This is a genomic window from Blastococcus carthaginiensis, assembly GCF_030731085.1.
GTDB classification, from domain to species: domain Bacteria; phylum Actinomycetota; class Actinomycetes; order Mycobacteriales; family Geodermatophilaceae; genus Blastococcus; species Blastococcus carthaginiensis.
In genome coordinates, this window is sequence record NZ_JASNFN010000009.1 from 60,059 (window position 1) to 80,513 (window position 20,455).

The window sequence follows — 20,455 nt, forward strand, 5'->3', positions numbered from 1 at the left end:
AGCGACGATCCGGCCGGCGCTCGATCGCCGGCCCTCGCCAGCGGCCCGGAGGGTCGGATCCGCAACCTGGCCGCGCTGGCACGTTACGTCACCGGGCGAACACTCTGCGGGAGGACACGGCTTGGAGCGAGCGTCATCGGGCACAGGCACGCAGCCCGTCCGCTGAGCTCCCCGGCCGGCGCCCTCACGCGCCGGTGGACACGCCGCGCGCCGGCGTCCGACCGGAGGTGGGTCAGCGCAGCAGGCTCCGTGCGATCACCATGCGCTGCACCTGGTTGGTGCCCTCGTAGATCTGGGTGATCTTCGCGTCGCGCATCATGCGCTCGACCGGGAAGTCCTGGGTGTAGCCGGCCCCGCCGAACAACTGGACGGCATCGGTGGTCACCTGCATCGCGACATCGGAGGCGAACGCCTTGGCCGATGCCGAGACCCGGGTCACATCGGACCGGCCCTGCTCACCCGCGGCCGCGGCGACGTAGACCAGGTGGCGGGCCGCCTGGATCTTCATCTCCATGTCGGCCAGCATGAACTGCACGCCCTGGAACTCGCCGACGGTCTTGCCGAACTGCCTGCGCTCCTTGACGTAGGCCACGGAGGCGTCCAGCGCCCCCTGCGCGACGCCGACCGCTTGGGCGCCGATGGTGGGCCGGGTGAAGTCCAGGGTGCGCAGCGCGGTCTTGAAGCCGGTGCCCGGCGCGCCGATGATCCGGTCGGCCGGGATGGTGCAGTCGGTGAAGTAGAGCTCGCAGGTGGGCGAGCCCTTGATCCCCATCTTCCGCTCCTTGGGCCCCACGGCGAAGCCCGGGTCGTCGCGGTGCACCGCGAAGGCGGAGATGCCGTTGGCACCCTTCCCCGGGTCGGTGACGGCCATGACCGTGTACCACTCGGAGACACCGGAGTTGGTGATCCAGGCCTTGGTGCCGTTCAGCACCCAGCTGTCGCCCTCGAGGCGGGCGCGGGTCTTCATGGCGGCGGCGTCGGAGCCCGCCTCGCGCTCCGAGAGGCCGTAGCTGATCATCGCCTCGCCGGCGGCGATGGGCGCGAGCACCTTCTGCTTGAGGTCCTCGGACGCGGAGAGGATTACCGGCATCGAGCCGAGCTTGTTGACCGCCGGGATCAGCGAGGCGCTCATGTCGACGCGGGCCACCTCCTCGATCACGATGCAGGTCGCGATCGCGTCGGCACCCTCACCGCCGTAGGCCTCGGGGATGTGGGTGGCGTGGAAGCCCGCCGCGGTCAGCGCCTTCTGCGCCTCGATCGGGTAGCGCGACTCGGCGTCCACCTCCGCGGCGTACGGGGCGATCTCCCGCTCGGCGATGTCGCGCACCGCCGCCCGGATCGCCTCGTGCTCCTCGGTCAGCGCGTACAGCCCGTTGTTCGTACCCACGCGCTCGATCGTAGGACGTCCGACTACCCGCCGGTAGCGAGGCGCTCCATGCGGGTGAGCAGGTCTCAGGACGGGGGCTGGTCCGGCGCTGTCTCGAGTCCGCCGTAGCGCCGGGCGAACGACTCGGGGTCGGAGAAGTCCGCGATGCGCTCCCGGATGAGGTCGTCCGGCCAGGTCCACCACTGCGAGCGCAGCATGGCTTCGCGGACCTCCTCCCGGAACCGTCACCGGATCAGGCGAGCGGGCACCCCGCCGACGATGGCGTAGGGCGGCACGTCCCGGGTGACCACGGCGCCTGCGGCGACGACTGCCCCCGTACCGATGTGCACACCCGCACGATGGTGACCCGACCACCGATCCACACGTCGTCCCCGATGGTCACCGGCCGGTTGTTCGGCCGGGCCGTCATCTCGGACTCGCCGTCGTGGTCGACGAAGCCTCGTGACGGGAGGTAGGTGATGGGGTTGGTGGTGACCCGGTCGAGCGGGTGGTTGAACCCGGCGATCGTCACGTCCAGGGCGATGCTGGTGAACGACCCGATCGACGCCAGCGCCGGCCGCGGGTGCTCGATCCACTGCTCGAACCCGTAGGTGTACCGCCCGACGGTGAAGCCGCACCAGCGCTGCACGTAGTAGCGCGCCAGCCGGTTGCCCCGATCGGTCCAGTGCCACGGCTGGGTCGCCCGCTGCCAGCGCACGAGACCCGGCAGCCGCCTCGGGAAGGTCTCCCTCGACCGGTTGAAGTGCTCGGCGAGGGCGACGTCCTCACCGTCCAGGCCGAGCTGCTCGGCCAGCTCGTCGACGGGCCGGACGCCGAACACGGCGCGCCGGAGGGCCGGCCGGGCACGCCCGACCAGCCGGTGCCCCGTGGTGGTCAGCAGGCCCATCGCCGTCCTCCCTCCTCCTCGGGTCACCGGTCGGCGCGGAGTCGCTCGGTCAGCGCGGCATCCCGGGCGACGACGCTGTCGGCGAGCTCGGCCTGGAACCGCTCGACCCGGCTCCGCAGCTCCGCGTCGCCTGCGGCGAGGATGCGCACCGCGAGCAGCCCGGCGTTGCGGCCGCCGCCGATGCCCACGGTGGCCACAGGCACGCCGGCGGGCATCTGCACGATCGAGAGCAGGCTGTCCAGCCCGTCGAGCCGGTCCAGCGGACGCGGCACACCGATCACCGGCAGCGGCGTGGCCGCAGCGACCATCCCCGGCAGGTGGGCGGCCCCGCCGGCGCCGGCGACGATCACCCGCAGCCCGCGGCCGGCGGCGGCCTCGGCGTAGTCGAGCATCCGGCGGGGCGTGCGGTGCGCCGAGAGCACGTGCGCCTCCCAGGCGACGCCGAACTCCGCGAGCGCCTCGGCGGCCGGCTGCATCACCGGCCAGTCCGAGTCGCTGCCCATGACGATGCCGACGACCGGGTCGCTCATGCCCTGCTCCTCAGTGCTCGGGGTCGTGCGCGAAGGCGAAGGCCGCGTCGACGACGCCATCGGCGAGGTACCGGGCCGCGGCGAGCGCCCGCGCCCGCACCTCGGCGAGGTCGGCACCGAGGGCGGTCACGTGGCCGAGCTTGCGGCCCGGGCGCTGGGTCTTGCCGTACCAGTGCAGCTTCACGTCCGGCCAGTGCGCCATGAGGTGGTGGATCCGCTCGTCGAGCGCCGGCCCGGACCAGCCCTCCTGCGCGGCCGCGCCCCCGAGCACGTTGGCCATCACCACGACCGGGGCGACCATCTCCGTGGAGCCCAGGGGGTAGTCGAGCACGGCGCGCAGGTGCTGCTCGAACTGGCTGGTGCGCGCACCCTCGATGCTCCAGTGACCGGAGTTGTGCGGCCGCATGGCCAGTTCGTTGACCAGCACCCCGTCGGCGGTCTGGAAGAGCTCGACGGCGAGCATGCCCGCGACGCCGAGCCGGTCGGCGATCCGCACCGCCAGCTCCTGGGCCGCCGTGGCCAGCTCGTCGGAGAGCCCGGGGGCGGGCGCGTACACCTCGGCGCAGACGCCGTCGCGCTGCACCGTCTCGACCACCGGCCACACCGCGACCTGGCCGAACGGCGACCGCGCGACCTGCGCCGACAGCTCGCGCACCATGGCCACCCGCTGCTCGGCCAGCAGGGTGCCGTGCCGTTCCAGCAGCTCGGCGGCGGCTCCCGCGTCTCCGACGACGAACACCCCCTTGCCGTCGTACCCGCCGCGGGGGGTCTTGAGCACCACGGGCCACCCGTGCGCGTCGGCGAAGCCCTCCACGTCGGCCGCGGACCGGACCTCCGCCCAGGCCGGCTGGGGCTCCCCCGCTTCCGCGAGCGCGCGGCGCAGCACCAGCTTGTCCTGCGCGTGGACGAGCGCCTCCGGGCCGGGGGCGACGCGGGTGCCCTCCTCGACCAGCGTGCGCAAGTGCTCGGTGGGCACGTGCTCGTGGTCGAAGGTGACCACCGTGGCGCCGTCGGCCAGCACCCGCAGGTCACCCAGGTCGCGGTGGTCGCCGTACCGGACGTCCGCCGCGACGAGGGCCGCAGACTCCTGGGGGTTGGCGGCCAGCACCCGCAGCGACTGCCCGAGCGCGACGGCGGCCTGGTGCGTCATGCGGGCGAGCTGGCCGCCGCCGACCATGGCGACGACGGGCAGGCCGGTGTGCGGGTGCAGGGCGGCAGACATGGTGCCCCGAAGGCTAGCCGGGAGCTGCGCACGCCCCGATCGCCGTGCCGGTTCCTCCGTAAGATGCGGGCGTGGCCCCCCTCGCGCAGCTGCGCCGGCTCCTGCGCGACGGCCCTGGCCGGCTGGTGCGCGAGCTCGGCGCCTTCGGCGTCGTCGGTGCGGTGTGCTTCCTGGTCGACGTCGGCCTGTTCCAGCTGCTCTACGCCCAGGTGGGTCTCGGGGCGGTGACGTCGAAGCTGCTGGCGAGTCTCGTCTCGATGTCACTCGCTTTCGTCGGGCACCGGTTCTGGTCCTTCTCCGACCGCGCCCGCACCGGCCTGCGGCGGGAGTACGCCCTGTTCCTCCTCGTGAACGCCGCGGCGTTGCTGCTGGGCCTGGCCGTCATCGGCTTCGTCCGCTACCCGCTCGGGCAGGAGGGCGCCCTGGTGCTGCAGGGCGCCAACCTGCTCTCCATCGCGCTCGGCACGGTGGTTCGCTTCCTCGCGTACCGGCGGTATGTCTTCGTGGCCGAGGCCTCGCCGACCCCCGCTCGGCCGCCGGTCGCCGAGGAGGTCCGGTGACCGGGTCGGCGCCCGCCCGCCGGACCGTCGCGGTCGTCCCGGCCCGGGCCGGTTCCCGGGGTCTGCCGGGGAAGAACCTCATGACCGTCGGGGGCTCGTCCCTGGTGGCGCGCGCCGTCCGCAACGCGCGGGAGGCCGGCATCGAGCAGGTCGTCGTCAGCACCGACGGGCCGGACATCGCCGCCGAGGCCGAGCAGCTGGGGGCGACGGTCGTCCGGCGGCCGGCGGAGCTGTCGACCGGCACCAGCCGGACGGTGTCCGCGTTGCTGCACGTGGCGCGGGCACTCGAGCTGCCCAACGATGCGACGGTCGTCCTCCTGCAGCCGACGTCCCCGCTGCGGACGTCCGGCGACGTCCGCGCCGTCCTCGAGCGGCACGCGCTGGGCGACGTGCGCACGACCCTCACCGTGGCCCCCGCCGAGCACCACCCCTACAAGCAGCTGCTGGTCGCACCGGACGGCTCCGCCCGCCCGGTCCGGACCTGGCCGGACCTGGAGGCCCCCCGGCAGGAGCTGCCCGAGGCGCTGCGGATCAACGGCGCCGTCTACGCCACCGCCCTGGGCGCCATGCGCGCCGCGGACGCGGTCATCGTCCCCGACGTGGCAGCGGTCCCGATGCCTGCCGAGCGGAGCATCGACGTCGACACCCTGGACGACCTCGAGCGGGTCCGACGGGCGGCGCGCGACCTCGGCGAGGCCTGAGCGCGGTTCAGCGGTCGACGAACCGCTTCTGCAGCGGCAGCCCCCACACCGCGTCGTCGCGCAGCAGCGACACGATGCGCCCCGCGGCCCCCACCGAGCCGAAGTGCTCCTCCGCCGGGGTCCGGCCCTGCGACCTGGCCCGGCGGACGGCGGCCGCGATCTCCCCGGCCCGCGCCTCGACGTGCTGGACCGAGGTCGCCGGGGACCTCCCGTTCTGCCGCGATCCGACGTCCACAGCGGGGGTCCCGAGCACCGGGGCCTCGCGCACCCCGCTGCTGGAGTTGCCGACGACCACCTCGGCGTGCCGGAGCAGGGTCAGGTAGGCGGCGAAGCGCATCGACGGCAACCGCACGATGCCCGGTCGCCCGTCCAGGCGCTCCAGCGCAGCCCGGATGTCCGGGGTGCCCTCGTCGTTGTTGGGATCGATGACCACCCAGGAGCCCCCCAGCTCCAGCACGGCGTCGACGAGTTCCTCGGCCTGCCGGCGGTTGGTGCCGGCCTCCGTCGTGACGGGGTGCATGGCGATGATCCCGTACGGCGGCTCGGGCGTCGCGTACCGCTCGCGCACCGGTCCCAGCGGGCTGGCCGCCGCGACGGCGAGCGCGTCGGCCTCCGGACTGCCCACGACGAAGATGCGGTCCTCGTCCTCCCCCAGCTGCAGCACCCGGGCGCAGGCCTGCTCGTTGGCGACGAAGTGGACGTGCGCCTGCTTGGTCAGCGAGTGCCGGATGGAGTCGTCGATCGTCCCGGACACCTCTCCGCCTTCCACGTGGGCGACCCGCGTGTTGGTGAGGCTGCCGGCCAGCCCGCCGGCCAGCGCCTCCACGCGGTCGCCGTGCACGAGCACCATGTCGGCGGACTCGGCGAGCAGCAGCCGGGCGATGGAGTTGAGGCTGTTGGCGAGGACCAGGGCCATCGGCTCGTCCTCCACCTGGTTGGGGACGTGGTGGACGTGCCGCAGCCCGGCGCGCTCGATCTCCCGCACGGTGTAGCCGTAGCGGTGCAGCAGGTGCATGCCGGTGACGACGAGGGAGAACTCGATGTCGGGCGCCTCCTGCAGGCCGAGGAAGACGTCGCGCATCTTGCCGAAATCGGCGCGCGTGCCGGTGATCCCGATGATCCGGCGGGCAGGGGCCGGCTCGGTCATCCGTCGGACACGTCTCCCCAGGACAGCTGCACGTCGGAGGGCAGGTCGCGGGTGGCGACGCGCCCGAGGACGCGGTCGTAGTCGACCGCCTTCAGCTCACCGGTGCCGGGCCGCTTGACCCACACGTTGTCGACGTCGAACCGCTCGCCCGCCGCGACCGGCGCGATGGTCACGACGCAGGCGTAGGCGAAGTCGATCGTCGGCTGCTCCTCGGGGAGGATCTCCTTGCGCCCGCCGCGGGCCAGGGCGAGGGTGTCGGCACCCTCGATGAGCCGGCTGAAGTCGGCCGGGAGGCTGGAGATCGGGATGTCCGGCCCCGGCCAGGCCATGTCGGACGTGAAGTGCCGCTCGAGCACGTCGGCGCCGACCGCGACCGCGCCCAGGCAGGCGTAGATCGACGTGGTGTGGTCGGAGAGGCCGAGCACCGCGTCGGGGAAGGCCTCCTGCAGTTCCGCGATCCCACCGAGGCGCACCTGGGCGGGCGGCGTCGGGTAGAGGCTCGTGCAGTGCATCAGCGCGAAGGGCACGCCGGAGGCGCGGAGCAGCTCCACCGACGGGCGGATGGTGGAGACGTCGTTCATCCCCGTGCTCAGGAGCACCGGCTTGCCGAACGACGCGATGTGCCGCACCAGCGGGTAGTTGTTGCACTCCCCCGAGCCGATCTTGAACGCCGGGACGTCCATCTCCGCCAGCCGGTCGGCGGCGGCGCGGCTGAACGGGGTGGAGAGCGCGAGCATGCCGCGGTCGTGCGCGTGCGCGAAGACGTCCTTCTCCTCCGCGGCGGAGAGCGCGCAGCGCTGCATCATCGTGTAGATCGACTCGTCGGCGTTCCCGGGGACGACGTCGTTGGGGATCATCTCGTCCTCGACGACGTGCGACTGGAACTTCACGCACTCGACCCCCGCGTCGGCTGCGTCGTCGATCATCCGGTGCATCCGGTGCAGGTCACCGTCGTGGTTGATCCCGAGCTCGGCGATGACCAGGGGACGGTGCCCGGGCCCGATCTCACGGGCTCCGATGGTCATCTTCGGGGCAGGCGCCGACATGCGACCCACGGTAGAGGACCGTCCGCGACCGGTCGCCCGGGAGCGGCGACGCCGACGCGTGCGGCACACGGGTGCCCTCCCGTCGCACGAGCACCAGGGCCTCCGGGTGGGCGCCTCGCGCTCCCCGGGGTCACCGGAACGGCGTTCTACGATCGGCCGGAAGCGGCAGGAGGACCATGGGCGAGACAGCGGACGAGCGACGCCGCAACGACGTGCGGGAGCTGGTGCGCACGTATGCCCGCGAACGGCGCGTCCGCTCGATCGCCGTGCTCGGCAACAAGCCGCTGGCGCCGTCGGCCGAGCGCGCCGACGCCGTGGACTCCTGCGACCTGGTGATCCGGGTCAACAGCTTCCGACTGGACGAGCCCGGCGAGCCGCCGACCTACGGCCGCCGGGTGGACACCGTCTTCTTCCACCGCGGGCTGGTGGCCACGCGCTGGTTCTTCGAGGACTACCAGGACCGGCTCTACCTGCTGGTGGAACCGGGCCGGCTGCACTGGGAACGCGAGGCGCTCCCCGACTGGTGGCCGACCGATCTGGGGCAGGTCCACCTGTCCAACCAGGACCTGACCCTGCGGCTGTCAGCCGAGCTCGGTCTCGACAGCCGTCGCGACGGCGTCTGGTCGACGACCGGGACCATGGCCGCCTGGTGGGCCCGGGATGCCTTCCCGGACGCCCGCCTCGAGCTGGCGGGCTACTCCTTCGTCGACGACCCCGCGCAGACCAGCTGGTCGCACGCGGCAGGCAGCACGACCACCATCACCGCCGAGCACCGGCTCAGCGAGGAGGCCACCCTGCTCCGCAGGTGGCTGGACGAGGGGCGGGCCCGTGTCTGGGCTTGACCGGACCACGATCTGCCGAGGAGAACAGCGATGAGGCTGCCGCTGCCGCAGCGCATCAAGGCGCGGCTCGCCCGGGCCGTCCAGGCCCGCGTCGACGACGCCGTGCGCCCGGTGGCCGCGCGGGAGGACGACCTCGCCCGCCGGCTGGACGAGCTGACCGCGCGGATCGACCGGCTCGCCGCGGCGATCGACCTGAAGAACGTCTCCGAACGCGTCGACCGGCTCGACCAGGTGGCCCACGCCGGGGAGGAACGCCTGCGTCGGCTCGACGAGCAGAGCACCTGGAACGCCCATCAGATCTCACGGCTGGCCCCGCAGGCCGCGGCCCTGGAGCAGCGGCTGGAGCGCCAGGCGCGGCCGGTCGTCGTGCAGACCGACGGGCAGGACCTGCCGGAGGCGCGGTCGCTGGTCGAGGTCGTGCGCGAGGAGCACGCCCGGGTGCGTGCGCGCCTGTCCACGCTCTCCGCCTACGAAGAGCGCATCCGCCGCCTGGAGGACAGCACCTTCGCGCCACCGGCCGGCTGACAGCCGGTCAGCCGGCCAGCCTGGAGCCGTTCCGCCCGGCGACCACCTCGAGCCGCGTGGGGATGCGCGTGCGCAGCTCCTCGAGGTGGCTGATGACGCCCACCGTGCGCCCGCCGCGGCGGAGCTCGTCGAGCACGGTCATCACCGCGTCCAGCGCCTGCGCGTCCAGCGTGCCGAACCCCTCGTCCACGAACAGGGTGTCGATGCGGACGCCGCCGGTCTCCGCGGTGACCACGTCGGCGAGCCCCAGGGCGAGCGCGAGCGAGGCCATGAAGCTCTCCCCGCCCGAGAGCGTCTTGGTGGGCCGACGGACCCCGGTGTACTCGTCGAACACGTCCAGCCCCAGGCCACCACGAGCGCCGTGCCGGCCCTGCGCGTCGCTGTGCAGGAACGTGTAGCGGCCGCCCGACATGTCCAGCAGCCGCCGGCTGGCCACCTCGGCGACCTGCTCCAGGCGCGCGGCCAGCACGAACGACTGCAGCCGCATCCGGCGTGCGTTCGCCCCCCGGCCGTGGGTCAGGTCGGCCAGCGCGGTGACCTGGTCGCTCCAGGCGCGCAGCTCGGCGAGCGTGAGCTCCGCCGCGCTCACCCGCCCGACCAGGTCCTCCAGCGACCTCGTGCAGCGGCGCGCCTGCTCCAGTTCGGCCACCGCCTCCTCCCGCCGGCGGGTGCCGCCGGCGCAGCGGTCCTCCAGCGCGGCCAGGTCGGGCCGGCCGGGGAGGTCGGCGAGCTCCGGGTCGGTCAGCTGGGCGCGCAGGACGGCCACGCGCTGGTCGTGCCCGTCGAGCTGCCGGTCCAGCTGGGCCAGGCGGCCGGGGCCGGCCAGCGCCGACTCCGCCGCGCGGACGTCGTCGAACCCGGCGACCCCGGCCCGCTCCTCCGCCACCCGGCGGGCCGCCTCGGCCTCGGCACGGGCGCGCAGGTTCTCGACCTCGGCGGCGACGACCGCTTCGCACGCCTCCGCGGCGGCCGACAGCCGGGTGACCCGGGCCGCCAGGTCGGCGTCGTCGCCCCGGGCCGCGGCCAGCCGGGCGGTCAGCTCCGCGAGGCCGGTGGTCAGCGCGTCGTGCTCGGCGGTCCGGGCACGCAGCTCCTCGCGGTCCGCGCCGAGGCGGGCGGCCGCCTCCTCCCGCTCGCCGACCAGCTCGCGCAAGCGGGCCTCGGCCGGGGCGAGCCCTGCGGCCAGGTCCGTCGCGGTGCGCACGGCCGCGGTCAGCTCGGCGACGCGGGCCGCCTGCTGCTGCGACGGCAGCTCGCCGGCGCGCGCCCGCAGGCCGGCGAGCTCGCGCTCCGCGGCCTCCAGCCGGCCGGTCGCCGCGGTGAGCGCCGCCTCCGCCGCATCGGCGAGCGCGCGTGCGGCGTCCTCGTCGGCGGCCGTGACCCGCTCGCCACCCGGTGCGGCGGGGCGCGGGTGCTCGACGGCGCCGCAGACCGGGCAGTCGGCACCGTCGGTGAGCCCGGCGGCGAGCTCGGCGGCCATGCCGTCCAGCCGCCGGGCGCGCAGGTCCAGCCACCGCTCCCGGGCGTCGGCCCGGGCATCCCGCGCCCGGGCGGTGTCCTCGCGGAGCACGCCCAGCGTCGCGTCCAGCTCGGCCGCCGCCCGGCTGGCGACGAGGGCCGCCTCCGCGGACTCCAGCGACGCGCGCAGACCCGGCAGCTCTGCGGCAGCCGCCCGCGCGCGGGCCGCCTCCTGCTCCTGCGCGGCGAGCAGCTCCGGGATGGCGGCGGCGGCCTGCTCCCCCGCTCGGCACCGCCCGGTCAGCTCGCGGACCCGCCGGGCGAGCGCGGCGACGGACCGCTCCAGCGCCCGCGCGCGGTCCACCTCGGGCAGCAGCGCCCGCGCCTCGGCGGCCCGGTCGCGCAGCTCGCGGGCCACCAGACCGTCGGCCGGCCGGCCCTGGGAGACCGGCTGCCACGCCGCGACGGCACCGGCGAGGCCTCCCGCGGCGCCCTCGGCCGCCCGCCCGGCCGCGTGTGCGGCGTCCAGCACGTCGCGCAGCGGTTCGGCCCGGCGACCGGTGTCGCGCTCGGCCCGCAGGGGTTCGAGCGCCCGCGCGCGCTGCTCGAGGTCGACGAGCTCCGCCAGCGCCTGGTCCCGCCGGGTGTGCCGTGCGGCCAGCGCGCGGGCCTCGGCCAGCTCGGCGTCGGCGGAGGCCACCTCCGCGGCGGCCGCCCCGGCCCGCGCGGTGGCCGAGGCGAGCTGCGCTCCCGCGGCCGCCCGGACCTCTGCCACCCAGCGCAGGACGCCACCGCCGGCCCCCGCACCCACGAGCTCGGGGGCCAGCTCCTCGGGCACCTCGACATCAGCGGCCTGGGCGACGCGGTCGAGCAGGTTGGCCAACTGGTGGCGGGCGTCCTCCGTGCCCGCGCGGACCGCCGTCCGCTCGTCGGCCAGCCACTCTTCCGCGCGGGCGTACCGGTCGACGTCGAAGAGCGTGCGGAGCAGCTCGGTGCGGTGCTCCGGCTCGGCCCGCAGGAACCGCGCGAAGTCACCCTGCGGGAGCAGCACCACCTGGCAGAACTGGTGCACGTCGAGCCCCAGCCGCGTGCGCAGGTGCTCGGAGCCCTCGTCGATGCGCGTGCTGACCGGCTCCCACCCGCCGTCGGTGAGCCGGGAGACCACCAGCTTCGCCTGCTCGGTCGCCCAGCCCTCACCGCGCTTCTTCGGCCGCTGCTGCTCCGGCCGGCGGACCACGCGCAGCCGCTCGTCGCCGAGGGTGAGCTCGCAGCTGACCTCGGTGCGGGTGGCGGCGTCGGCGTGGTCGCTGCGCAGCCGCTTCTCCTCGCCGCGGGCGCCGGGGACGCGGCCGTAGAGGGCGAAGACCACCCCGTCCAGCAGCGTGGTCTTGCCCGCGCCCGTCGGCCCCCAGAGCAGGAAGAGCCCGTCCCGGCCGACCTCGTCGAGGTCGACCTCGACGGTGCCGGCGAAGGGGCCGAACGCCGTCAGGGACAGCCGGTGCAACCTCATCGGGCCGCCTCCTCGCGGTCGGCGGCGCCGAGCGCCCGGGCCAGCAGCTCCCGCTCGGCCGCGCTGGCGGGGACGCCGCGCACGGCGCTGACGAACTCCCCGGCGATCTCGAGGGCGCTGCGCCCCCGCATCCGCTCCTGGTAGCTCCCGCTGCCGGCCGACGCTCCCGCACCCGTCCAGTCCAGGTGGACGCAGTGCGGGAACCGGGCCTGCAACCGGCGCATGGGATCGGCCGGCCGCGCCGGGTCGGTGAGCCGGGCGGAGACGAAGTGCTGCTCCGCCGCCGCGTGAGCCGGGTCGGCGAGCAGCTCCTCCAGCGTGCCGGTGAGCACGCTCAGCGGCCGCGGGGTGGGCAGCGGGACCGCGCGCACGCCGGCGAGCCCGGCGGCGTCGAACTCGACCAGCCAGGCCTGCTTCTGCTGACCGGCCTCGCCGAAGGAGTAGGCCAGCGGCGAGCCGCTGTAGCGCATCCGCGGACTCAGGGTCTGTGGGCGGTGCAGGTGCCCGAGCGCCACGTAGTCGACGCCGTCGAACACCGCGCCCGGCACCAGGTCGACGCCGCCGACGCAGATGTCCCGCTCGCTCTCGCTGGCCACCCCGCCGCCGACGAAGGCGTGCGCGAGCACCACCGAACGCGCCCCGGGTCGGAGGAAGAGATCGGCCCGCACCCGGTCCATCGCCTCCCGTAGCACCGCCTCGTGCCCGCGGGCCCCGGGGACGCCGAGCTCGTGCCGGGCCACCTCGGGCTCCAGGTAGGGGATGCCGTAGAGGGCCACCTCGCCGTGCTCGTCGGCCAGCAGGACCGGCTCGTCCAGCCGCGCGGTGGCCGCGCGCACGTGCAGCCCGGCCGCGCTCAGCAGCCCGGAGAAGGTGCCGAGCCGCCGGGCCGAGTCGTGGTTGCCGGGTGTGAGCACGACGCGCGCGCCGGTGCCCAGCAGCCGGCCGACCACCCTGTCCAGCACCGCCGTGGCATCGGCGGAGGGCACTGCCCGGTCGTAGACGTCGCCGGCGACGACGACGACGTCGACCCGCTCGCGGCTGACCACGGCCGCCAGGCCGCCCAGCACCTCCTCCTGCTCGGCGAGCAGGTCGGTGCCGTGCAGGGTGCGGCCGATGTGCCAGTCGGAGGTGTGGAGGAGCCGCATGACCGCAGAAGCTAGGGAGGGGGTCCGACAGAACGGCCGAGGCGCGCCGTGACGGCCCCGTCACATCCGGTCGCCCGGTCAGAGCACCTCGGTGGAGCCCCAGCCGTCCCGCGGGGGCCAGTCCTCGTCGCCGCGGATGTACCCGGCGCTCTCGCGGGCCCGCCGTTCGGCGTCCTCCTCGACCATGACGTTGAGCAGCTGCTGCACCCGGTCGCTGTCGGGGATCTGGTGCAGCACCGTCGGCCCGCCGTCGCCGGCGGTCTCGATGGTGAGCGTGCCGGAGTTGACGACCCGCTCCCACAGCGTCTGGGTGTAGGAGACATCGGTGATCCGGGACAGCCCGAGGTCGCGGCCGCGGCGGGCCAGGATCCCGGCGCGGAACAGCAGCCGGTGCGTGGTCACCACGTAGTGCGTCGTCCGCCAGCGCAGCAGGGGCACGACGACGAGGAACAGCAGCAGCAGGACGGCGAGGCCCACGATCACCAGCCGGTAGATCCCCTGCTGACGCCCCGGGGGCACCAGGGCGGCGCCGAACGACGCGCTCCCGACGACGAGGAGGAACAGGAGCACCGGCCGGACGAGGGTCAGCCAGTGCGGGTGCAGGTGGCGCACGACCTCTTCGTCGTCGGCGAGCAGCTTGTCGGGGTACGGCACCCCACCAGGATGCCGTCGAACCGGCCCGGGGTCAGGCCATCGACGTGACCGGCGCGTCCGCGGCGGCGGCCCGGGGCTCCGGGACCGCCACGGGGACGGGCACCGCGGACCGGCGGGCGGGCGCCCCGCGCAACCGGCGCCGGGCGGGCTCCTCGACGAACCGCCACAGCACCCAGGCCGCCAGGAAGGGCGCGCCCAGCTGCAGCAGCACGCCGGCCGCCGAGGCGGATCCGGCGCCGGCGAGGGTCCAGAGCGTCTCGAACACCGCCATGTGCACCAGGTAGAGGGCGAAGGAGATCCGGCCGCCCAGGACGACGAGCGGGGTCGAGAGCAGCCTGGCCGGGCCGGCGTCGGTGAGGGCGAGCGCCCCCACGAGCACCGGGAACAGCAGGGCGACGGCGCCGGCGCGGTCCTGCCCCGCGGCGCCGGCCCACCAGAGGGCCACGGGCAGGAGGGCGAGCACCGCCGCGGCGGTGCGCCCGGCGGCGCGCTCCACCGCGGCGCCCCGGTCGACCCGGGCGACGGCCAGCGCGGCCAGCGAGCCGGCGAGGAAGGCACCGGTCAGCCGCAGCAGCCAGCTCCAGGCCCAGTCGTGCGTGCCGAGGACCAGGCAGGTGGCGGCGAAGGGCACCAGCGCCGCGACCGCGAGCGCCGCCGGCACCACCGGCCGCCGCGACCGCACCCGGTGCAGGAGCAGCGCCAGGAGCGGGAAGGCCAGGTACGCCAGCCACTCGGCGCTCAGCGACCAGCCCGGCCCCACCGGGCCGGTGGCGGAGTAGTCGGGCCGGTCCCACACCTGGACGAGCAGGACCTGGCGCAGCAGCGTCACGGCGTCCAGCCCCTCTGCGGCGCTCCCGCCCGGGGTGCCGACCAGCGCCTGCTGCACGTGCCCGCCCACGAGGACCGCCCCCAGGACGACCATCCACGTGGGCCAGATCCGGCTGATCCGCGCCCGGTAGAAGTCGACCGCGGCCCGGCCCCGGAACCGGTTCCCGAGGACGGCAACGTAGTTGTGCGCGAGGACGAAGCCGCTGAGCACGAAGAAGAGGTCGACCCCGAGCCAGCCGCTCGCCAGCAGCGGCCGCAGGGGGTCGAGGCGGGCGAGCAGGTCCCGGTCCGGCGAGAACAGCCAGAAGTGGTGCGCCACGACCCAGACGGCCGCGACCAGCCGCAGCCCGGTCAGCCCGCGGATCTCGCCGCGGAGCGCCTGATGCGCACCGGCCATGGTCGCCGCCTCCGGGGAACTCCGTCACGTGGACGAGCGCGGACGCTAGCCGCGGGCCGGAGCGAGGACGGGGTCACGGACGGGGACCCGGGGGCGTGTCGGTCCCGTCCGCCCCACCCGCCCCCTCCGTGCCGGATCGGGGGCGGCGCACGTGCCGGACGTCGCCGCTGGCGAGCTCGACCTGCCCCTCGGCGGTGTCCAGCACCAGCCGGCCGCCCCAGTCGATCGCCCGCGCGGTGCCGACGAGCGCCGACCCGTCCGGCATCGTCACCTCGACCGTGCTGCCGACCGTCGAGGACCACGACAGGTAGTCCCGGGCGAGCCCGGAGACGACGGGGTCGCCCAGGGCCGCCACCCAGCCGCGGTAACGCCGCTCGAGCGCGCGCAGGAACGCGAGCAGGACCGGGGCGCGGTCCACGACTCCGCCGGTGACGACCGACAGCGACGTACCCGTGGCGGGCAGCTCGGCCGCGGTGGTCGAGACGTTGAGGCCCACGCCGACGACGACCCCGGCAGGCTCCCCGCCCCCGCCGACCGACTCGGCGAGGATGCCGGCGAGCTTGCGCCCGTCCCGGGCCAGCAGGTCGTTGGGCCACTTCACGGTCGCGAGCACACCGGCGACCTCCCGCACCGACTCGGCCAGCGCCACCCCGGTGAGCAGCGGCAGCCAGCCACGACGTGCGGCGGGCACGTCGGGGCGCAGGAGGAAGGAGACGGTCAGGCCGGCCCGCGGCGGCGACGTCCACACCCGGTCCAGCCGGCCGCGCCCGGTGACCTGGTGCTCGGCCACCAGGACGGTGCCCTCCGAGGCGCCGTCCGCGGCGGCGGCGGCCAGCGCGGCGTTCGTGGAGCCGACCTCCGCCACCACCTCGACCGTGCGCCACAGGGCGGTGTCGCGGGTGAGGGCCGCCTGCAGGGCGGCCGCGTCGAGGGCGGGCCGGTCGAGGTCGGACCAGCGCGAGGAGGGCGTGTCGGGCACGGGGAGACCGTAGCCAGGGACGGCGGCGGAGTGTGCGCTCGCGCCCGGCGGCGGGACTCCCGAAGGAAGGGAGCGAGCCGCTCCCCTACGCTACGGAACCCGTGGCCCGGCATCCGAGTCACGCCCCGAGCACAGCAGCGCCGCCACGGCGGCCGACGAGCGCCAGCGAGGAGAACGAGGACGCGTGAGTGCCGCCGAACTGGAGAACGCCGGGGAGCACGTCCCCGACGACGTCGACATCCACACGACCGCGGGCAAGCTCGCCGACTTCGAGCGCCGGGTGCAGGAGGCCGTCCACGCGGGCTCCGAGCGCGCGGTGGAGAAGCAGCACGCGGCCGGCAAGATGACCGCCCGCGAGCGGATCGAGGCGCTGCTGGACCCGGGCTCCTTCACCGAGTTCGACGAGTTCGCCCGCCACCGGTCGACGAACTTCGGCATGGCGGACAAGCGCCCGTTCGGCGACGGCGTCGTCACCGGGTACGGCGCCGTCGACGGCCGGCCGGTGGCGATCTTCTCCCAGGACGTCACCGTCTTCGGCGGCAGCCTCGGCGAGGTCTACGGCGAGAAGATCGTCAAGGTCCAGGACTTCGCCATCAAGAACGGCTGCCCCGTCGTCGGCATCAACGAGGGCGGCGGCGCGCGCATCCAGGAGGGCGTGGTCTCCCTCGGTCTCTACGGCGAGATCTTCCAGCGCAACGTGCACGCCTCCGGCGTCATCCCGCAGATCTCGCTGGTGATGGGGCCGGCCGCGGGTGGGCACGTCTACTCCCCCGCGCTCACCGACTTCATCGTCATGGTCGACAAGACCAGCCAGATGTTCATCACCGGCCCCGATGTCGTGAAGACCGTCACCGGCGAGGACGTGACGCTCGAGGAGCTCGGCGGCGCCCGGACGCACAACACCAAGTCGGGTGTCGCCCACTACCTGGCCGAGGACGAGAACGACGCGCTCGACTACGTGAAGGCGCTGCTGTCCTACCTGCCGAGCAACAACCTCGACCCCCTCCCGGCGATCGAGATGGCGCCGGTCGAGACCGTCCTGCCGGATGCGCTGACCGACGAGGACCACGAGCTCGACGCGTTCATCCCGGACTCGGCGAACACCCCGTACGACATGCACACCGTCATCGAGCACGTGCTCGACGACGGCGAGTTCCTCGAGGTGCAGCCGCTGTTCGCGCCCAACATCCTGATCGGCTTCGGGCGGGTCGAGGGCCGGCCGGTCGGCGTCGTGGCCAACCAGCCCACCCAGTTCGCCGGCACGCTGGACATCGACGCCAGCGAGAAGGCCGCCCGCTTCGTGCGCACCTGCGACGCCTTCAACATCCCGGTGCTCACCTTCGTCGACGTGCCCGGCTTCCTGCCCGGGACGTCGCAGGAGTGGGAGGGCATCATCCGCCGCGGCGCCAAGCTCATCTACGCCTACGCGGAGGCCACCGTCCCCAAGGTCACGGTGATCACCCGCAAGGCCTACGGCGGCGCCTACGACGTCATGGGCTCCAAGCACCTGGGGGCCGACGTCAACCTCGCCTGGCCCACGGCGCAGATCGCCGTCGTCGGGGCGCAGGGCGCGGTCGGGATCCTCTACCGCAAGGAGCTGGCCGCGGCCGAGGACCCCGACGCCAAGCGTGCGGAGCTCATCGCCGAGTACGAGGACACCCTCGCCAACCCCTACATCGCCGCCGACCGCGGGTACGTCGACGCGGTGATCCCGCCGTCGCACACCCGGGTCCAGGTCACCAAGGCGCTGCGGGTGCTGGCCAACAAGCGGCAGACCCTGCCGCCCAAGAAGCACGGGAACATCCCGCTGTGACGACGACATCGTCGTCCTCCGGACGACACCGCGATCAGGTGCCGTCCCCCGAGCCGCGCGGAGCCGTTGCGTCGTCCGATCCCGGAGACCCTTCGGGCCTCCACTCCGGACGACACGACCAGGTGCCGTCCCCATCCGCCGTGGTGCCTCCACTGCTGCGGGTCGTCAAGGGTGAACCGTCGGCGGAGGAGCTGGCCGCGCTGACGGTCGTCGTCGCCGCGCTGTCGCAGCGCCGCCCCCGTCGCCGGCCCACCCCGGTCGGCGCGTGGGCGTCCTACGGCGACGCGCACCGGAGCGCCCTCCGCGCCGGCCCGGGTGGCTGGCGGGCCGCGGGGAGGTTCTCGTGACCGCGGAGCGCCGGCTCGTGCTGGCCTCCGCGTCACCGGCCCGGCTGTCCCTCCTCCGCCAGGCCGGGCTGTCGCCCGAGGTCGTGGTCAGCGACGTCGACGAGTCGGCGTACCCGGCCCCGCGCGTGGCCGAGCAGGTCGCCCTGCTGGCCGCCGCCAAGGCCGCGGCGGTCGCCAAGCGGGAGACCGACGCCCTCGTCATCGGCGCGGACTCCCTGCTGGAGTTCGGCGGCAAGCCGCAGGGCAAGCCCGCGGACGCGGCCGAGGCCCGGGACCGCTGGCGCCGGATGGCCGGGCGCTCGGGCGTCCTGCACACCGGGCAGGCGCTGTTCGACGTCCGGGACGGCGCCGTGGTCAGCCGCGACATCGCGGTGGCCTCCACCGTCGTCTACTTCGCCGACCCGACCCCGCCGGAGGTGGAGGCCTACCTCGCGACCGGGGAGCCGCTGGCCGTGGCGGGGGCGTTCACCCTCGACGGGCTGGGCGCGCCGTTCGTGCGCCGCGTCGAGGGCGACCCGGCCGCCGTGGTGGGTCTGTCCCTGACGGTCCTCCGCACCCAGCTCGGCAAGCGCGGCCTGGCCATCACCGACCTCTGGCGCCGCTGAAGACACCGGCGTCGACGCAGCACCCCGCCCGGCGCGGGCACCGACAACAGAACGACCGGCCCACAGAAGAGGGAGAGCACCGGTGCAGAAGGTTCTCATCGCCAACCGTGGCGAGATCGCGGTCCGCGTGGCCCGCGCGTGCAAGGACGCGGGTCTGACCAGCGTGGCCGTCTACGCCGAGCCGGACCGGGACGCGCTGCACGTGCGCGTCGCCGACGAGGCGTTCGCCCTGGGCGGCACGACGCCCGGTGACTCCTACCTGGTGATCGACAAGATCCTCGACGCGGCCAAGCAGTCCGGCGCCGACGCCATCCACCCCGGCTACGGGTTCCTCTCGGAGAACGCCGACTTCGCCCAGGCCGTCCTCGACGCCGGGCTCACCTGGATCGGCCCCTCGCCCCAGGCGATCATCGACCTCGGTGACAAGGTCGCCGCCCGGCACATCGCCACCAAGGCCGGCGCCCCGCTGGTGCCCGGCACCAAGGACCCGGTCGGGGGCGCCGACGAGGTGGTCGCCTTCGCCGAGGAGCACGGGTTGCCGGTGGCCATCAAGGCGGCGTTCGGCGGCGGCGGCCGGGGACTCAAGGTCGCCCGCACCAAGGAGGAGATCCCCGAGCTGTTCGACTCCGCCGTCCGCGAGGCCGTCTCGGCCTTCGGCCGGGGCGAGTGCTTCGTCGAGCGGTTCCTGGACAAGCCCCGGCACGTCGAGGCGCAGGTGCTCGCCGACACCCACGGCAACGTGGTCGTCGTCGGCACCCGTGACTGCTCGCTGCAGCGCCGCAACCAGAAGCTCGTCGAGGAGGCACCCGCGCCGTTCCTGACCGACGAGCAGCGCGCCCGCATCCACTCCTCCGCCAAGGCGATCTGCAAGGAGGCCGGCTACCACGGCGCCGGCACCGTCGAGTACCTCGTGGGCACCGACGGCTCGATCTCCTTCCTCGAGGTCAACACCCGGCTGCAGGTCGAGCACCCGGTCTCCGAGGAGACCAGCGGGATCGACCTGGTCCGCCAGCAGTTCCGCATCGCCGAGGGCCTCCCGCTGGAGATCACCGAGGACCCCGAGCCCCGCGGCCACAGCATCGAGTTCCGCATCAACGCCGAGGACGCCGGCCGCAACTTCATGCCGGCCCCCGGCCCGGTGGAGCGGCTGGAGATCCCCCAGGGGCCCGGCGTGCGCTGGGACTCCGGCGTCGAGACCGGTGGCGAGGTCGCCGGGGCGTTCGACTCGATGCTGGCGAAGCTGATCGTCACCGGCGCCACCCGGGAGGAGGCGCTGCAGCGGTCCCGTCGCGCGCTGGACGAGCTGGTCGTCGAGGGCATGCCCACGGTGATCCCGTTCCACCGCGCCGTCGTCCGTGACAAGGCCTTCACCACCGAGCCGTTCACGGTGCACACCCGCTGGATCGAGACCGAGTGGGACAACCAGGTCCCGCCCTACGGCGCCGCCCCGGCCGAGCAGGCCGAGGACGCCCCCCGGCAGACCGTCGTGGTGGAGGTCGGCGGTCGCCGGCTGGAGGTGTCCCTGCCGGCCGGGCTGGCCGCCGGTGGCGGCGCTGCGCCGGCCGCGGCCGCGAAGCCCCGCAAGCGCGGTGGCGGCGGTGGTGGCTCCGCGGCCTCGGGTGACTCCCTCACCTCGCCGATGCAGGGCACCATCGTCAAGGTGGCCGTCGAGGACGGCACGACCGTGGAGGCCGGCGACCTCGTCGTCGTGCTCGAGGCGATGAAGATGGAGCAGCCGATCACCGCGCACAAGGCGGGCACGATCTCCGGCCTGGCGGCCGAGGTCGGCGCCTCGGTCACCAGCGGCGCGGTGATCTGCACGATCGCCGACGCGGCCGAGTAGCCCTGCGTACGGCGTGACCGCCGGGCGCGG

General features: G+C 74.7%; 20 protein-coding genes. 8 read left to right on the forward strand and 12 right to left on the reverse strand.

Annotated elements, in window-relative coordinates; translation table 11 throughout:
• Positions 1-232: 232 nt before the first annotated feature.
• The 5 genes from QOZ88_RS09230 to QOZ88_RS09250 all read right to left on the reverse strand — a co-directional run bounded on the left by QOZ88_RS09230 (position 233) and on the right by QOZ88_RS09250 (position 4,025).
• Entirely contained in the window at positions 233-1,387 is a 1,155-nt protein-coding gene (locus QOZ88_RS09230) for an acyl-CoA dehydrogenase family protein (protein ID WP_305999486.1), read from the reverse strand.
• Between the two features lie 65 nt (positions 1,388-1,452).
• The gene (locus tag QOZ88_RS09235) at positions 1,453-1,584 is read right to left on the reverse strand and encodes a hypothetical protein (RefSeq protein ID WP_305999487.1); all 132 of its coding nucleotides are present in this window, start codon (positions 1,582-1,584) and stop codon (positions 1,453-1,455) included.
• 35 nt (positions 1,585-1,619) lie between these two features.
• Positions 1,620-2,273, reverse strand: coding sequence for an LbetaH domain-containing protein (locus QOZ88_RS09240; RefSeq protein ID WP_305999488.1), 654 nt, complete (start codon positions 2,271-2,273; stop codon positions 1,620-1,622).
• 23 nt (positions 2,274-2,296) lie between these two features.
• A complete protein-coding gene (gene purE / locus QOZ88_RS09245; protein WP_305999489.1) occupies positions 2,297-2,803 on the reverse strand; it encodes a 5-(carboxyamino)imidazole ribonucleotide mutase in 507 nt (168 codons plus the stop codon).
• A gap of 10 nt (positions 2,804-2,813) precedes the next feature.
• A complete protein-coding gene (locus QOZ88_RS09250) occupies positions 2,814-4,025 on the reverse strand; it encodes a 5-(carboxyamino)imidazole ribonucleotide synthase (protein WP_305999490.1) in 1,212 nt (403 codons plus the stop codon).
• 71 nt (positions 4,026-4,096) lie between these two features.
• Between QOZ88_RS09250 and QOZ88_RS09255 the strand changes: the two genes are divergently transcribed.
• Positions 4,097-4,585, forward strand: a complete 489-nt coding sequence (locus tag QOZ88_RS09255) for a GtrA family protein (protein ID WP_305999491.1) — start codon at positions 4,097-4,099, stop codon at positions 4,583-4,585.
• On the forward strand, positions 4,582-5,286 hold the full coding sequence (locus QOZ88_RS09260) for an acylneuraminate cytidylyltransferase family protein (protein ID WP_305999492.1): 705 nt from the start codon (positions 4,582-4,584) through the stop codon (positions 5,284-5,286). The genes QOZ88_RS09255 and QOZ88_RS09260 overlap by 4 nt, the downstream gene beginning before the upstream one ends.
• Positions 5,287-5,293: 7 nt before the next feature.
• Here the strand turns inward: QOZ88_RS09260 and neuC are convergent, their stop codons facing one another.
• Entirely contained in the window at positions 5,294-6,433 is a 1,140-nt protein-coding gene (neuC, locus tag QOZ88_RS09265; protein ID WP_305999493.1) for a UDP-N-acetylglucosamine 2-epimerase, read from the reverse strand.
• Complete coding sequence (locus QOZ88_RS09270; protein WP_305999494.1) at positions 6,430-7,479, reverse strand: N-acetylneuraminate synthase family protein; 1,050 nt, start codon at positions 7,477-7,479, stop codon at positions 6,430-6,432. Before QOZ88_RS09270 ends, neuC begins: the two co-directional genes overlap by 4 nt.
• Positions 7,480-7,655: 176 nt before the next feature.
• Here QOZ88_RS09270 and QOZ88_RS09275 point away from each other — a divergent pair, with 176 nt between their 5' ends.
• Together QOZ88_RS09275 and QOZ88_RS09280 are read left to right on the forward strand one after the other, a co-directional pair.
• Positions 7,656-8,321: a hypothetical protein gene (locus QOZ88_RS09275; RefSeq protein WP_305999495.1), complete on the forward strand. Its 666-nt coding sequence runs from the start codon at positions 7,656-7,658 to the stop codon at positions 8,319-8,321.
• Positions 8,322-8,351: 30 nt separating this feature from the next.
• A complete protein-coding gene (locus tag QOZ88_RS09280) occupies positions 8,352-8,846 on the forward strand; it encodes a hypothetical protein (protein ID WP_305999496.1) in 495 nt (164 codons plus the stop codon).
• A 7-nt stretch (positions 8,847-8,853) separates the two neighbouring features.
• Here the strand turns inward: QOZ88_RS09280 and QOZ88_RS09285 are convergent, their stop codons facing one another.
• From QOZ88_RS09285 to QOZ88_RS09305, 5 genes are all read right to left on the reverse strand, one after another.
• On the reverse strand, positions 8,854-11,814 hold the full coding sequence (locus QOZ88_RS09285) for an SMC family ATPase (protein WP_305999497.1): 2,961 nt from the start codon (positions 11,812-11,814) through the stop codon (positions 8,854-8,856).
• Complete coding sequence (locus tag QOZ88_RS09290; RefSeq protein WP_305999498.1) at positions 11,811-12,959, reverse strand: exonuclease SbcCD subunit D; 1,149 nt, start codon at positions 12,957-12,959, stop codon at positions 11,811-11,813. The genes QOZ88_RS09285 and QOZ88_RS09290 overlap by 4 nt, the downstream gene beginning before the upstream one ends.
• 78 nt (positions 12,960-13,037) lie before the next feature.
• Entirely contained in the window at positions 13,038-13,613 is a 576-nt protein-coding gene (locus QOZ88_RS09295) for a PH domain-containing protein (protein ID WP_305999499.1), read from the reverse strand.
• A gap of 31 nt (positions 13,614-13,644) precedes the next feature.
• The gene (locus tag QOZ88_RS09300; protein ID WP_305999500.1) at positions 13,645-14,838 is read right to left on the reverse strand and encodes an acyltransferase family protein; all 1,194 of its coding nucleotides are present in this window, start codon (positions 14,836-14,838) and stop codon (positions 13,645-13,647) included.
• A gap of 73 nt (positions 14,839-14,911) precedes the next feature.
• Complete coding sequence (locus QOZ88_RS09305) at positions 14,912-15,817, reverse strand: biotin--[acetyl-CoA-carboxylase] ligase (protein ID WP_305999501.1); 906 nt, start codon at positions 15,815-15,817, stop codon at positions 14,912-14,914.
• 184 nt (positions 15,818-16,001) lie between these two features.
• Here QOZ88_RS09305 and QOZ88_RS09310 point away from each other — a divergent pair, with 184 nt between their 5' ends.
• The 4 genes from QOZ88_RS09310 to QOZ88_RS09325 all read left to right on the forward strand — a co-directional run bounded on the left by QOZ88_RS09310 (position 16,002) and on the right by QOZ88_RS09325 (position 20,425).
• Positions 16,002-17,630 (forward strand): acyl-CoA carboxylase subunit beta, encoded by a 1,629-nt coding sequence (locus tag QOZ88_RS09310; RefSeq protein ID WP_305999502.1) that lies wholly within the window; start codon positions 16,002-16,004, stop codon positions 17,628-17,630.
• A gap of 140 nt (positions 17,631-17,770) precedes the next feature.
• Positions 17,771-17,977 (forward strand): acyl-CoA carboxylase subunit epsilon, encoded by a 207-nt coding sequence (locus QOZ88_RS09315; protein ID WP_305999503.1) that lies wholly within the window; start codon positions 17,771-17,773, stop codon positions 17,975-17,977.
• Positions 17,974-18,582: a Maf family protein gene (locus QOZ88_RS09320; RefSeq protein ID WP_305999504.1), complete on the forward strand. Its 609-nt coding sequence runs from the start codon at positions 17,974-17,976 to the stop codon at positions 18,580-18,582. Before QOZ88_RS09315 ends, QOZ88_RS09320 begins: the two co-directional genes overlap by 4 nt.
• An 82-nt stretch (positions 18,583-18,664) precedes the next feature.
• On the forward strand, positions 18,665-20,425 hold the full coding sequence (locus tag QOZ88_RS09325) for an acetyl/propionyl/methylcrotonyl-CoA carboxylase subunit alpha (RefSeq protein WP_305999505.1): 1,761 nt from the start codon (positions 18,665-18,667) through the stop codon (positions 20,423-20,425).
• The last annotated feature ends 30 nt before the right edge of the window (positions 20,426-20,455 follow it).